The sequence below is a fragment of the Paracoccus amoyensis genome, assembly GCF_014490725.1.
Classification (GTDB): domain Bacteria; phylum Pseudomonadota; class Alphaproteobacteria; order Rhodobacterales; family Rhodobacteraceae; genus Paracoccus; species Paracoccus amoyensis.
On record NZ_JACOQL010000001.1, the window covers coordinates 928286 to 942008 of the forward strand.

16 protein-coding genes and 1 riboswitch are annotated in these 13723 nt (G+C 59.9%); of the genes, 4 read left to right on the forward strand and 12 right to left on the reverse strand.

What is annotated here, in order from left to right:
* The first annotated feature begins 1 nt into the window (after nucleotide 1).
* The 3 genes from H4P12_RS04780 to H4P12_RS04790 all read left to right on the forward strand — a co-directional run bounded on the left by H4P12_RS04780 (nucleotide 2) and on the right by H4P12_RS04790 (nucleotide 1834).
* Nucleotides 2–1078 (forward strand): DUF2793 domain-containing protein, encoded by a 1077-nt coding sequence (locus tag H4P12_RS04780; protein ID WP_187792404.1) that lies wholly within the window; start codon nucleotides 2–4, stop codon nucleotides 1076–1078.
* Nucleotides 1079–1090: 12 nt separating this feature from the next.
* The gene (locus tag H4P12_RS04785) at nucleotides 1091–1381 is read left to right on the forward strand and encodes a DUF6127 family protein (protein WP_246448863.1); all 291 of its coding nucleotides are present in this window, start codon (nucleotides 1091–1093) and stop codon (nucleotides 1379–1381) included.
* A 72-nt stretch (nucleotides 1382–1453) separates the two neighbouring features.
* Nucleotides 1454–1834 (forward strand): D-Ala-D-Ala carboxypeptidase family metallohydrolase, encoded by a 381-nt coding sequence (locus H4P12_RS04790; protein WP_246448865.1) that lies wholly within the window; start codon nucleotides 1454–1456, stop codon nucleotides 1832–1834.
* Between the two features lie 187 nt (nucleotides 1835–2021).
* On the opposite strand, the gene H4P12_RS04795 is transcribed toward H4P12_RS04790, so the two are convergent.
* Nucleotides 2022–2648 carry a hypothetical protein gene (locus tag H4P12_RS04795; RefSeq protein WP_187792405.1) on the reverse strand — a complete coding sequence of 209 codons (627 nt, stop codon included), beginning with the start codon at nucleotides 2646–2648 and terminating at the stop codon, nucleotides 2022–2024.
* Between the two features lie 87 nt (nucleotides 2649–2735).
* Nucleotides 2736–4838 (reverse strand): helix-turn-helix domain-containing protein, encoded by a 2103-nt coding sequence (locus H4P12_RS04800; protein ID WP_187792406.1) that lies wholly within the window; start codon nucleotides 4836–4838, stop codon nucleotides 2736–2738.
* Between the two features lie 783 nt (nucleotides 4839–5621).
* On the opposite strand from H4P12_RS04800, the gene H4P12_RS04805 reads away from it, so the two are divergent.
* Nucleotides 5622–5834: a uroporphyrinogen decarboxylase/cobalamine-independent methonine synthase family protein gene (locus H4P12_RS04805; protein WP_223115681.1), complete on the forward strand. Its 213-nt coding sequence runs from the start codon at nucleotides 5622–5624 to the stop codon at nucleotides 5832–5834.
* A 139-nt stretch (nucleotides 5835–5973) separates the two neighbouring features.
* On the opposite strand, the gene H4P12_RS04810 is transcribed toward H4P12_RS04805, so the two are convergent.
* The 10 genes from H4P12_RS04810 to H4P12_RS04855 form a co-directional block, all read right to left on the reverse strand.
* A complete protein-coding gene (locus H4P12_RS04810; protein ID WP_223115682.1) occupies nucleotides 5974–6981 on the reverse strand; it encodes a FecCD family ABC transporter permease in 1008 nt (335 codons plus the stop codon).
* Nucleotides 6982–7929: an ABC transporter substrate-binding protein gene (locus H4P12_RS04815; RefSeq protein ID WP_187792407.1), complete on the reverse strand. Its 948-nt coding sequence runs from the start codon at nucleotides 7927–7929 to the stop codon at nucleotides 6982–6984.
* Nucleotides 7930–7948: 19 nt separating this feature from the next.
* Nucleotides 7949–8737: an ABC transporter ATP-binding protein gene (locus tag H4P12_RS04820; protein ID WP_187792408.1), complete on the reverse strand. Its 789-nt coding sequence runs from the start codon at nucleotides 8735–8737 to the stop codon at nucleotides 7949–7951.
* On the reverse strand, nucleotides 8734–9183 hold the full coding sequence (locus H4P12_RS04825; RefSeq protein WP_343069761.1) for a DUF1636 family protein: 450 nt from the start codon (nucleotides 9181–9183) through the stop codon (nucleotides 8734–8736). Before H4P12_RS04825 ends, H4P12_RS04820 begins: the two co-directional genes overlap by 4 nt.
* 9 nt (nucleotides 9184–9192) lie before the next feature.
* A riboswitch (cobalamin riboswitch) is annotated at nucleotides 9193–9399 on the reverse strand.
* Nucleotides 9400–9844: 445 nt separating this feature from the next.
* Nucleotides 9845–10126: a PAAR domain-containing protein gene (locus tag H4P12_RS19245; protein WP_187792410.1), complete on the reverse strand. Its 282-nt coding sequence runs from the start codon at nucleotides 10124–10126 to the stop codon at nucleotides 9845–9847.
* A gap of 1 nt (nucleotide 10127) precedes the next feature.
* Entirely contained in the window at nucleotides 10128–10745 is a 618-nt protein-coding gene (locus tag H4P12_RS04835; RefSeq protein WP_187792411.1) for a DUF4123 domain-containing protein, read from the reverse strand.
* On the reverse strand, nucleotides 10742–11149 hold the full coding sequence (locus H4P12_RS04840) for a hypothetical protein (protein WP_187792412.1): 408 nt from the start codon (nucleotides 11147–11149) through the stop codon (nucleotides 10742–10744). Before H4P12_RS04840 ends, H4P12_RS04835 begins: the two co-directional genes overlap by 4 nt.
* On the reverse strand, nucleotides 11146–11925 hold the full coding sequence (locus H4P12_RS04845) for a hypothetical protein (RefSeq protein ID WP_187792413.1): 780 nt from the start codon (nucleotides 11923–11925) through the stop codon (nucleotides 11146–11148). Before H4P12_RS04845 ends, H4P12_RS04840 begins: the two co-directional genes overlap by 4 nt.
* 12 nt (nucleotides 11926–11937) lie before the next feature.
* Nucleotides 11938–12246 carry a hypothetical protein gene (locus tag H4P12_RS04850; protein ID WP_187792414.1) on the reverse strand — a complete coding sequence of 103 codons (309 nt, stop codon included), beginning with the start codon at nucleotides 12244–12246 and terminating at the stop codon, nucleotides 11938–11940.
* Between the two features lie 420 nt (nucleotides 12247–12666).
* The coding region (locus tag H4P12_RS04855) for a bacteriophage T4 gp5 trimerisation domain-containing protein (RefSeq protein ID WP_425498199.1) at nucleotides 12667–13723 on the reverse strand (1057 nt) is incomplete at its 5' end.

Genomic DNA, 13723 nt, shown 5'->3' on the forward strand with positions numbered 1-13723 from the left:
CATGTCCGACGCCACGACCCATCTCCTGCTGCCCTACATCCTCGCGGCGCAGGCCCAGAAGCATGTCACCCACAACGAGGCGCTGCGGATCCTCGACGGGCTCGTCCAGCTTTCCGTCCTCGACCGGGATCTGACAGCGCCGCCCGCCAGCCCCGCTGACGGTGACCGCTACATCGTCAGCTCGGGCGCGACGGGCGACTGGGCGGGCTGGGACCTGAACGTCGCGCTCTGGACCGATGGCGCCTGGCTGCGCCTTCCACCACGGACCGGCTGGCGGGCGTGGGTCGAGGACGAGGGGCTGCTGCTGGTCTACGACGGCGCGGGCTGGGTCGGTACCACGCCCAGCGAGTTGCAGAATATGGCGCTGCTCGGGGTCGGCACGGCGGCGGATGCGTCTAACCCGTTCTCGGCCAAGCTGAACGCCGCGCTCTGGACCGCCAAGACGGTGGCCGAAGGCGGCACTGGCGACCTGTTCTACACCATGAACAAGGAGGCTGCGGGCGACGACCTCGGCCTGACGCTGCAGACCGGTTTCGTGACCAAGGCGCTGGTGGGGCTGTTCGGCTCCGACAGGTTTCGGCTCGCGGTCTCGGTCGACGGCAGCACCTTCTTCGACGGGCTCAGCGTCGACAACGCCACCGGCATCGTCGACCAGCCTCGGCTGCCCCGCTTCAAGGCGTACACGAACTACGACAACTATGTCGGCGTCGGCACCTGGACGAAGATCGGCCTCAACAACACAGACTATAACGATCAGGGCGCGTTCGACGCCGCGAACAATCACTTCGTGGCCCCGGTGGACGGCACCTACCTCTTCGGCGCCACGCTCATGTACAAGGTCAACGCCAGCACGACTGCCCGCATGCGGGGGCGGCTCGTCCTGAACGGCACGACAGAAATCCGCGGCTCCCTCGGCGAAATCTCCGCCACCCACGTCTCGCTCGCCACCGCGATCTGGCTGCAGACCATGGTGCCGCTCACCGCGGGCGATACCGTCGAGCTGCAGGGGTATTTCCGGGTCGCGGACGGGTATTTCGCCGCCGACCACACGTCCTTCTGGGGCACGAAAATCGGCTAAGGGAGGCGCGCCATGGCACCCCAAAGACCCGAGGACGGATTCGTCCGCATGCCGGAGCACGAGTTCGAGGCGATCTTGGCGCGCGCCGCCGAAGTAGGTGCGAAGCGTGCGTTGGCAGATGTCGGGCTGGAAGGCGATGAGGCTGCGCTCGACATCCGCGACCTGCGCTCGTTGGTGGACTGCATCCGGATCGTGCGCCGCACGGCGATACAGACAGCCGTCCGCATGATCACCACCGGGGTCATGCTGGCGCTGCTCGCCGGCATCGCCATCAAGCTGAAGATCTTTGGAGGCAGCCCGTAGCCGCTCACCATTCCATTCATCGGCCCGCAATGACCCGCTCTCGAGGCGGGTTTTTCGTTTTCGGAGGACCCCATGACGAATACCTTCCACAGCCACTGGCGCGACGTGCCCGAGGGCACCTGGCGCTGGCCGAATTTCAGCCCGGCCGAGATCGCCTGCCGGGGCACCGGCAAGCTGCTCATCAACGAACCCGCGCTCGACAAGCTGCAGGCGCTGCGCGACCGGCTCGGCAAGCCGCTGATCGTCCGCTCCGCCTATCGCAGCCCCGAGCACAATCGCACCGTGGGCGGCGCGACCCGCTCCAAGCACCTCGACGGCGCCGCCTTCGATATCGCCATGCCGAGTTCGCGTCTTGCCAGCACGCACCGTTCGCGCTCCACTTTGATTCGATCTGTAGTGAAAGTCCCATTCCAAGGGGCCTGGAAAACTTGGCAGGCTGCGTGCTCGCAGTGATCGACACTACCTGCTACGCACGCACTGATCCGATCATAGCGAAAATAACCGACGAACTCATTTCTGCCGGAGCGCCTGTGGTCCTCATACGCAGCCATGGTAAGCTTGATACTCTTGGGATGGAGATTGGTCAGCTGGGTTCCGTGGTAATCTGTACGCCTCCCCAAGGGCCTGGTGTTCAACTCGCTCAGGCGCTTATCACAATCATACCAGAACCGCTGAACCCGCCCGCATCTTCAAACTGCACCTCCGCCGAGGCTTCTGCAGAAGTTTGAGACGAAAGCTGCGTGTTGTCAGGCTCCCAAAAAATCTCGAAAATTTCAGCATCTCCGGCATCCGCCTTCTCCTGCGTGCAATAGCCAGTGCCGTTGGTCTGGTGGACGCCGAAGGCGTAACGGGCGTTTTCACCGGAAAAGCCTCGGAAGAAGAGAAGTTCGGCTCTGTCGGCCGGCGCATGGATGTTGGCGAAACGCGAGAACGGGATCGCCTGCGCCCGATGCGTGCAGGCATTCCAAGCCGTGTCGCCAATCGTTGTGATCGCTGCGTCGATTGGATGCCTGTCCATTGTCCACGCCTCTCGATGTTCGAAGACATCATCAGCACCGTGGAGGCGGTAGTGCATGGGTTGGACACAAGCCACATGCTGGCAAGTGACTAGAAGGCGGCTGGCCTTACGGCTGACATAGGAACCAGTGCCGACGAGTCGCACCGCCCGATCTGTTTCCGTGCCGAGCGGCGTAACGAAGGGCCGGGTATGGGCGAGCATGGCCTCGGTCACCTCTTCGCAGATTTTTCGCCATTCAGTTGGAACCATAGGACGTCACACCCCCAATTGCCTCGCGATCCCTCAAAATGCGGCCACTCCCAATAGGGAGCGACCGCTACTCTTCTAGCGTGACTATTATTCCTCATCATCCAACGAAGCGGCTGTTTCCAGTGGATCGATAATGATGGCATTCCAAAGCGCTACAACTTGACGCTCGACCTTCTTCAATACTGCGAGGGCATTATCATCTGTTTCGAAGTGATCCTGAAAAATATCAGATATATCAACACGATATCCAGAACCAGCTCCGTATCTCTCTTCACATTTCTCCCACAATTCAGTGGCATTGCTGAGATGCGGGCTGAATAGTGATCGCCCAGCAAGCGCGACGCGAGAGAAAAACTCCTTACGCCATTCTTCTACGTCATCCTTCAAACCTTCTAGAAATTGCGCTACATCAGAGAGATGAGAAAAGTCGTCTTTCAATCCTTCGATAGCCTCATCAATACGGACGAAAATATCTCGTGTCCTAAAGTTGAGATCGACACGAATGCCTTGGCCGAGAATGTGAGCAACCGGGAAATTTTCCCAGTTTCCCTTTCGATTGACAGAAGCTGCAATGGAGCTTTGGTGCGCCTTCTTCGATTCAGCGACCAAGTTGAGATGTGCCGGCCGCACTACCGTGGGCAACTCGCGAAACCGCTCTGCCGATTTGGCAATCGTGTCGGCTATCGTCCGGCGCGCCTCCCGCGTCTTGGCCACATCCGCGTTGGCTACGAGATCTTCGGCTGATGAAATATGCCTAAAAATCCTTTCCACCTTCGCTTGGCGGATCGCGTCGATACGCGACGTTAGCCAGTGCCAGACATCTTCGGGTTCGTCTGATCCAACCTGAAAGAAATTGATCGGAATTGCAGGGAAACCATCGGTCGCGAATTGCTGAGAAATCTGCGCCTCGCGAACAGCGTAACCCTCTTCCGCCGATCCGGGCGTACTGCCAGAGTCATCGACGATTTTTAGAGCTTCGTCCTCGCGCGGAAGCACAAGCAAGCACAATCGCTCAGCAGACAGAGCGTCAGACCCCGAATCCAAGGTTTCGCGCATAATAGACAGCGGAACATTTCCCGGTGCGTCCGAAAATTTGCAGCACAGCACGGTTACGGTCCGCTCGTCTTCGATCTGGGCCATCAGATCGGACCTTTGCGTCGTGCCCTCAACACCCTTTGTGTCGATGACACTTAGCAGATATGGCGTCTCACGCAGCGCCTCCAAAGGAAGCAATACCGTAATCCGCTGCGGGACCGAGAACTTTGGGTGCTGACCATAGTTGATCTTGCCGATGTTGGTAGATAGCCATTCCATGCTCCCCTCGGTTTCCTTGGAGAGAATCATCTGATTTTCTGTGCGGGTTTCCAGCTTCATTCTCGCCACGACCTCGGCGATCACGCTCTCAACATCATCGAATTGGTCGATCAGCTCCTTCAAGTGATCGACAGTTGTTGCTTTCTCCGCAGATGTCTTCGCGCGGGTCGTAACCCGCCGCACATCCGCCATGTTTCGGATCACCCGCTCCAACTCGCTCGGTAGTCCGCTCTTGCCGAACTTTAAGCCGTTCACCAGGTCGGCGACCAGTTTCCGAATTTCTTCCTCTTCTAAACAATCCACGGCAATGCCGAATGCGGGCGCAATCTTGATCGCAACTTCGCAAACCGTGGTGCGGCCGCTGCCCGTTGGAAAAACGCTCTTCGGCTTTTCGCCATCGGCCGTAATGAGGTTGGTTACGAAGGAAAGCGCCGTGGTTTTTCCAACACCGATCTCACCAATGAAGGCGATCCCATGTTCCGTATGTCGAACGAAATCGACCTCAGAGAGAATCCGGCTGCGCAGCTTGGTAAGGGGATCATGGAGGATCGGGTCGAATTGTGGACCTTTCTCAAAAGCTTCTAGTGTTTGAAGCGCTCGTTCGGCGTCCCAAATGACTTTGCGTTGGGGATGCTGGAATTCGGGACGCTCGATATGCCGCCATTTGTCCGAAAAGAAACCGATAATCTCGTTTGCCAAGTCGGTTTTGAGGGCCGTGAGATAGCGGTGCGCCATCTTTCCATCGGCGCGCTCAGACGTCTCCAGTCGCGACACAACACTGGCGCTAACGCCTAGCTCTGTCGCAAGATTGGCTTGGTTTAAGCCAGAGCTCTCGCGTGCCATGCGTAGGATTGAGGTGGGTATCTGGCCATCCATGCAGCAATCTCCTTGTTATATTCTGCATGTATACGAGTTACCCCAATGTATCAAGTGCAATATTGCAGATATGGGTCAAGCGGGGGTTGCTGGCCGCTCTACGCATGACGACATGGCAGCCGTGTCGGCCTGGAGGCAAACGCGCTTCCAGAGTGCGCCGTAATGAGGCGGAGGACCGCCCGGAATATAATCCCGGCGCTTTTGCACCGGGTCGCACAGAGGGCAATTCAGTCCGAACTCCAAGAAGGGCACGCGATGAAGAGGCAGCGGCCGGAAACCCGTTGTGATATCAGCGGCTTCCGTTCCGTTTTCGTGGATCATTTTGGAGGGCTATAGCGTAGACGTAGTTCTCTGTTTCGTCGGCTTCGGCCCGCCACATTTCATTGCTTTCATTGAGTTTTGTTCAGTATTTCGATCGAAACTGAAGACCAACTGCAGATTTCTGCGCGTTAGCTTTGCCTCAGGCCGCAGTTTTCGTCTACAGTCGGCCGATGCGTCCAACTGGAAAGCTACTTTCTCAATGCCGACTTAAGTGGCCTATTGCGCAGCGGTTTCCTTCCCCAGCCTGATTGCTAACCGCAGCATCTGTCTTCACCCACGCCAACGACGTCGCCGCACGACTGCTTTCTCGGTAAAGGAGAAGCGAGCACGTGCCGAAGCACAGATGCTGGCAGCATCTGCCTGACCTCATCGACGACTTCTCAGAGCCCGAGACCGGATGGCTAGGGTTCCAGACTGTCGCTGTCTGCGATAGCGCGAAGGCCTCACCCTAAGAGATAGTGAATGGTCGGGGCCATCGACGTGGCGACCGAAAGAATCGAAACCCCCGAAGAGGTTGCCGAGGTCTTGCGCAAGGCGCGGCAATTCGTGGAGGCCGACAGGCTTTATCCCTGCACCAATTGCGGGATGGCGCCCTTGTCCCGCAGCGTGGCAAGGCGAACGCTGGCGGCGTTGAGCGCGGGCGCCGATATCGTGCAGCGGGAACTTTCGGCCTGATCCCGAAGCGCAGGCCTGTCCTCCGCAGGCGGTTATCCGGACGTGGGGTTTGCCGGGGGCGGGCGTCATGGTTTGCCCGCGCCTCGCCGTCTTGGTGGACATCAACAGACCGACATGGATGATGTGTTCGACGTCCCTCTCAGACCCGGTTTCGCATCAGCATGAAGACCACGAAGAACGCGCCGAGGGAGCTGGTGACGATGCCGATGGGCAGTTCCTGGGCCGGCAGCAGGGTGCGGGCGGCAAGGTCGCTCATCAGCAGCAGCGCCGCGCCGAAGATGGCGCAGGCGATGGTCAGGCGCAGGTGCAGGGGGCCGGCGACGCGGCGGGCGAGATGCGGGATCATCAGCCCGACGAAGCCGATGACACCGGCCAGCGCCACCAGCGTCGCGGTGGCGAAGGCGGCGGCGAGGAACACCGCCATGCGGAAGCGAGTGACCCTCACGCCGAGGCTCTCGGCCGTGCTTCCGCCGGCCAGGAAGGCATCCAGCCGGCGGTGGTTCCACAGTGCGAAACCGGCGATGCCTGCCGCGCCGAGGGCCGCGAAGCCGATATTGTCCCAGCGTGCCAGCCCAAGCCCGCCCATGGTCCAGAACAGCACCGAATGCGCCGCCCGCTGATCGCCCGAGAACACCAGATAGTTGGTCAGCGCCGTGAACAGGAACGACACGGCCAGACCGGCGAGGATCAGCCGCTCCGGCCCCTGCCCGCGCAACCGGCTGACCAGCGCCAGCACCAGAACGGCGGCCAGCATGCCGCCGGTGAAGGTGGCGACCGGCAGGGTCCAGATGCCCAGCCGGTCGCCGAAGACCGTGATGACCGAGACCGCCCCCGCTGCCGCACCGGAGGACAGGCCGAAAAGGAACGGATCGGCCAGATCGTTGCGCGTCACCGTCTGCAGCAGCGCCCCCACCACGCCGAGCCCCGCGCCCACGCAGATCGCCAGAAGCGTGCGCGGCAGGCGCAGGTCCACGACGATCCTGCCCACGGGGCCAGAGGGCGGCGCGGCCTCGAACCCCGCGGCATGGGCCAGCGAGGCGACGACCTCGCGCAGCGGGATCACCGTCGAGCCCCAGGCGACCGACAGCAGCACGAGGACGACCACCGCCGCCGCACCGATGCCCATCGCCGGGCCGAAAAGCCGCATTCAGAAGGCATCCGGGTGCATGGCGCGGGCGATCTTCTCGATCGCCTCGATATTCGCCGGTCCGGGGGTCAGTTCGGCATAGCGCAGGGCCACGAAACGCTCGTTCTTCACCGCATCGGTTTCCTTCATCGCCGGATGCGCCTTGAGGAAATCCAGAAGCTTCGCGGCACCGCCGCCGTCCTGATAATCCAGCAGCAGCAGGAATTCCGGGTTGCGCGCCGCGACGGTCTCCCAGTCGGTATTGCCCCAGTTGGTTTCGATGTCCGCCATGATGTTGGTGCCGCCCGCCGCCTCGATCATCGGGGTGGTGATGGCGAACTTGCCGGCGGTGAAGGGCTTGTCCTCGCCGGAATCATAGAGGAACACCCGGGTGCCCTTGCGATCGCCGACCCTGGCGGTGATCTGGGCCAGCCTGTCCTTCCAGCCGGCGACCAGCGTTTCGGCCTCGGCCTGCTTGCCGAAGATCTGACCCAGCTTCACGACGTCCCCATAAAGCAGGTCCATCGTGGCGGCGGGCCGGTCCTTGTCCACCTGCACGCAGCTTTCGGTCAGCACCAGCGTCTGCACCCCATGCGGGGCCACCGCGTCGGGCGTGACCTCGCCACCCGGTTTCATGCCGTAATACCAGCCCGCGAAGAAGAAATCCGGCTCGACCGACAGCAGATTCTCCAGCGTCGGGTATTTCGGGGCAAGCTCGGGGATATCGCCCCGAAGCTCGGCGAATTCGGGGCCGACCTTGTACCAGCCGGTGATGCCGGTCAGCCCGACAATGGAGGGCTGAAGGCCGAGGGCGAAGGCCATCTCGGTCATGTTCAGGTCGTGGATGACGGCGCGTTCCGGCGCGGCGTCAAAAGTCAGCGGCGTGCCGCAGCTGTCCACCGTGACGGGAAAGGCGACGGCAGGCGAAGCCGCAAGCATTGCAGCAAGGCCAAGGAGCAGGCGTTTCATGGCAGGGTTCTCCAACAGGTCAGGAATTGAGGGAAAGGCGGATCGGAATATCAAAGACCGTCAGTTCGCGGGCCTCGACCGGATGCGGCAGCCGCAGGACATCGACGCCGAAGACCTCGCGCATCAGCGCGGGGGTCAGCGCCCGGTCGGGCGTGTCGAAGGCCAAAAGCCGCCCACCCTCCAGCACCGCGACGCGGTTGACGAAGGGGGCGACCAGCGACAGGTCATGCAGCACCGAAACAACGGCGATGCCGAGGCAGGCCACCAGTTCCAACACCGCGCCCCGCGCACGGGGGTCAAGATGATTGGTCGGCTCGTCCAGAAACAGGATGCGCGGCTGCTGTGCGACGGCGCGGGCGATCTGCGCCCGCTGCCGCTCGCCTCCCGACAGCGAGCCCATGGCACGGCCCGCCAGGGGCAGCAGGCCCGCGCGGTCCAGCGCATCGCGGGCGATCTCGCGATCCTCGCCCCTGCGGCGCAGACCCGCATGGGGAACGCGGCCCAGTTCGGCATAGTCGATCACCGAAAGGCGCGGGTCGGGCCGGTCGGACTGGCCGACCACGGCGATGTTGCGGGCGCGCTCCGCCGCCGGAATGCGGCTCAGATCGCGCCCGTCCAGGGTGACCGCGCCCGTGTCGGGGCGCAGCATGCCCGCCAGCATCCGCAGCAGCGTGGTTTTGCCCGCACCATTCGGCCCGATGATCGCCAGCCGGTCACGAGGGCCGACCGAAAGGCTGACGCCCTCGACCAGCATCGCGCCATTGTCGGCGCTGAAACCCAGATCGCGGGCTTCGAGCAGCGCGCTCATCGCCAGCCCCCGACCGGAATACGCGCCAGCGTCTTGCCGGCGAGGCCGCGCGGGCGCTGCCGCTCGTTACTCCATCCATCCGGCAGGGTGCAGTAAAGACGCGCGAACGCGATCAGATGCGGGGCATCCCGCTCTGCATCGACATCGCCAAAAAGATAGCTGGCCTTGCCCGGCGCGGTGAAGGCCACCGCCAGCGGCCGGTCGCAGCCCGCCATGCAGGCAATCTCGCCGACCCGACAGGTGGCAGCCGGATCGTCACCAAGCAAGGCGCGCAACCGCGCGGCCAGCCCCGGGCCGGGACGCTCGCCTTCCCCCCGCATGCCAGGGCAGCGGTTGCAGACGATGATGCTGTGTTCGGTGCTGCCCACCTTGCCATCTCTTTCCCGGAGCCCGGAAGGATGGCACGCAAGGCGGCGCGAGGCCGCTTTCGAGCTTCCTCCCGGCACACCCCGTCCGGTCCATTCTCATCGATGGCAGGTCTCCTGGCTCGCGGGTCACAGCCCCGACCCTGCCTTCCCGGCCATGCGGCCAGTGGCGTGTCGGATGGGGCTCGCCGCTTACAGTTGCGGGGGCAGCCGTGGCCTTGACCTGTCAGGGTCACACCACATTCCCTTTTCACCCCGATCCGAACAGACCGGGGAACCATCGGCGCCGACCTTATGCCGGATCGGGCCGCGTTGCAATCTGGGCAGAGGCAGAAGATGCCTCTGCGCAAAAATCACTGGTTTCCAGACGGAAAGCAAAAGGAACCCGGACGCGGGCTTCATCCACCCTGCCCTCGAAATCGAAGATCGCCAAGCTGTGCGCGCGTTCGTTGACCTTCAGGCGGCGGTTGACCGGGGCGTGGGCGGGGGTCTGTAAGGCGTAAGGAGCATGTGCGGGGTGGCTCTGGCCCGCCCCGCACGGCCCGGAATTAACGATGTCAAAAGCGGCAGGGAGTTGGTACGGGGAAATCATGGCAGGGGTGCCACTCCATGTCGCGCGCAGAAATGGGCACAATTGTGCATGTGGCAGCGGACCGCCAGTATCGCACGACGATCATGGGACGCCGGTTCCGATCCACCTCATGAACGCATGCGCCATGGCAACATCGCAACTGGTGGATGCTCAGTCGGATTTGAACGTTGGAACGCCCATTACGACCTTACCCCCATGTGCGGTCTTGTCTCCAATACGCATGACACCTCGCCCGTTGATCTTAACGATGCTGGAACCCTTGACCATCGGGTCGGGCAGTGGAGGCGATCCTGGACAGCCACATTGTCCGCCCTCTATGGCGAGCGGGATACCGTTAAATCTGACAAACGCCTGTCCAGGGCTCAACACTGGCCCACCACCATGGATACGACAGATATGCAGGTGCCCCAAGAGGGCTATTGGCTTACCCACTTCATGCTCCTTTATGATTGCCCTGGTAGCTTTCAGACGGACGGATCACGCGGCTACGACCGACCGACCGCAAATCGAAGTGCTCAGCAGCGATCTGATCTGGACGATGAAGTATCATGACACCTGGTTGATGCTGATCCTCAGCCAAAAACGCGTCCACCCCAGAAAACATTAGCTCCAGTTGCTCAGCAAGCATGGCCGGAAGATAGTCGTTTAAGTGTCGTGGGCGGTAGTACTTGAAAAGATAGTTCTTTCCTCCATCATCCCGCACCCTCAGGATGCGCTTCAAACGGGCCTTAAGTCGTGGCATCGGGAGTTTCGACTGAATATATATTCCCCAGTCTTGATCCAGTCCTTCTCGCACAAGCCAATCAAGCGCAGGGCCGTATTCGCGCAACTCGATAAGCCACGGCGCCACCTCGACCAGATCCTCGCTGACCTCACCATCATAAAGGCATCGCGCGATTTCCGGAAATGCCTGCGCATAGATATGGATCGAAGGATCACGTGCCCCATCGACCAATGCATAGATGTTGTCCCCCTCGCTTCGAAGCTTCCCGAACAGAACTTCTCTCAGCCCAGCAAGACGTTCTTCAAAGGCGGGATCGGACCAAATCACGTTTTAGCCTCGCGCTCAATAAATTGGACGATTTCGATCCTCAGAAATCGAGCGGCAACGACATTTCGATAAACCGCTGCAATACCATCTACCAGATCCCAGTCGTCGGAAGGCTGTCCAATCATGCGCGCCGCATATGAAGAATATAATGGGTGGTCAGCCCATTTATGTCGAGTCATCTGAATGAGGATATAGCGCTGTAGCATGACGTGATGGTCTGCCTGCAGGATCGGTTCAGCTTCATTCCAAAGCATCTCAACCCAATCCGTAAGGCTGCTACGCTGTCTCCCAGAAAGGTTTTCAGCTTGAGGTTCGGCGAGCAGCCTTTCCAACAAACGTTTCCGGGCACGATCAAATCGCAGAGCCTCTACACGCCGATTCAATCCTGTGTCGATCTCCATCATGAGAGAAGATCCTTCGCGTCGGGAATCGCCGCAGCCGCTCCCAATCCCGGCGATGGCATCTGCACAGCGTCGGACGAAGCGGTCACGTCATCATCACTCCAAAGATCGGCCCATTCCGCACGGACAACATCGCCCAAAGCGTGCTGCTCGGATAAGGGTAGGGTCAGGACGCTCCGACGCAGAAACCGTTCGAAAAGTGCGCCGCGTAGAAGATGCCGCAGCGAAGCAAGAATCACGCTCTCTGGCCACTCTCCATGTGCTTCGAAACAGAATCCATAGGTCGAATGAAGGAACATATCCCAGTCGGAGAGCGCGGTGCTCCTTACTTTTCCTTCGATTTCCCCATTAATCGCTCGGCCTGCTTTGACAACGTCCTGCCGATAGGCATCCATTGTTTCTGCGGCATATTCCGGTGACATAGGTGGTAAGTTCGTTTCATGCTGATTGGGAGAAATTGCCCCCTGCCAATAGCCGAAATCAGGATCATCGTCGCGCCAAAGAATACGTCTGATAAAATTGTCAGCCGAATCCCGCAGTGACGGATTCAGGGAGGTCATGAAGGTCTCTGGGAGCTGATCCTCCTGAACCTTTCCACGATGAAATGCGTCAATTGCATTGCGTGCCGCCCGGCGCAAGGTTGCAGCAGGCGCAGGTAGTCCCGGTACAGCAGACCAGAATTGCTCAAGAGAATCCTGGGCCATCATTGCCAGAATATTATGATATGGAGTTATGGCCTCGGGCATGGGTCTGGCGTTCAAGGGCAAATCGTCACACATGATGGTTTTCTTTCAATTGCATATCCAATCGCCGACCTGACCACCAACCTGCCAGCCGCCATAGCCACCGGCGGCAGCACCTGCTACAGCGCCAGTCGTAGCACCGTAGGCCGCGCCTGCGGCGCCTCCGCCAATCGTTCCCACGCCGGGTGCAAAGACTGTGCCTCCGGCTGCGCCAATTGCACCATCCACCACGCCGCCGGCAGCGCCCCCCGCGACGCCGCCACCCACGCCGCCGACAACCGCCCCCCCCGTTTTGAACCCACCCACACAAACGGCGCGGGCACCGTCGCCGATCGCCTGCCCCCAAGTGCGTGGCATCACGGAACTTGCCGGTGCAGGAGGCCCCCTGTAGTCGCCGGCAGCAACAGGAACATTCTTACTCCATGCCGCTCTCCTGGGCTGACGCAGTTGGCGCCGCGCCGCATCGGGGTCTCCCACCTTATCTCCGCAATCATTATCGTCATATTCGTCGAGAGCATTCTGCAAACGTGTTTGCTGGGTCTGCATTGCCTTATTATGACCATCCCAGGTTCCCTGCAATCTATGACCAGCGCAAGATGAGTGCGTATTTATTGTATTGGTTGGTGTCTGGCAGCCAAAGACCTGTTCCGCCCAACGCGTCACCAGCCCCTTATTCCCTCCACTTTCCTTACTATATGTGCGCCGCAGAATTTCCGTCAGCAAATCATCGCAGTCATCGCAATCATCGCAATTCTTAAAGGTCATCGTCACCATAATTTATTCCTTCGACGGTGATTTTAGAGGACACTCTTCAACAAACGGCTTATCGGATCGAAGCGCCGCAACTTGATCGGGAGCGCCAGATTTAAAGTCTATTTCAGGCGAATGGACTTCAAACTTCCGAGCTCTTATTGTTATCCCCGCTTCGTCGATGCTGATTGAGCCGCCAGGCCCAGCAATGATGAATTTTTCCTTGGCATGCAGAGTATGCGTTGTGGTTCTTGCAAAAATGGATTTCCTTGACTCAAAGTCGTAATCTTCTCCAATCAAAACATTCATTCTCTTGCCGACAGAAAGTGAATTTACTTGACCGACCACAACATTCTTAGCAACACCAACCTGCTCAGTCGAAGCCAACCCAACAGTATCAGAGCGAAACTTCTCAATTACCGTGGAAAGCGTACCACTACCCGGAAAAATACGAGTTAAAATTCCAGACAATCCGCCTGCTGCTTCGGCCTGTACGCTGCCACCTTTTGTACGATGTTCTCCTGTGACTGCGAACCCCGTAGCCGATATCAAGCTTTCTATATCCCCGGCCAACGCACCGACACCTGCGACTTGGTCGGCATATTCAGAAACTGGCGCAGCGGCCCCAACAGACTTGGCTGCTTTGGAAAAGAAACTGCCGCCTGCGCTGACAAGGGATGTAAGAAGCCCGAGCGCTCCGCCGCCTCCTCCTACAGTGACTGATTTATTTGCCCCGATGCGTTCAATCTGGTTTTTACCGATCATCAGACTGGCGCTCGCACCAACACTTTCGATCCTGTTTGCAAGTATATTTTGCGACTGATTGTTAATGACTTTAGTGGTCATATACCTCTGGGCATGCAGGAATACTTCCTCTTGGCCCTTCTCATCCTCGAACGCGATCTCGTTGAAGCCTTGTCCTTTATGCGTGTTCGACCGCCACACCGCCTTGGTCTTATGCGCGGGCAGCGGGTACGGCGCATCGTTCTTGCCGTTGAACACATTGCCCACGACAACCGGCTTGTCGGGATCGCCTTCGAGGAATTCGACCAGCACCTCCATGCCGATGCGGGGGATGATCACG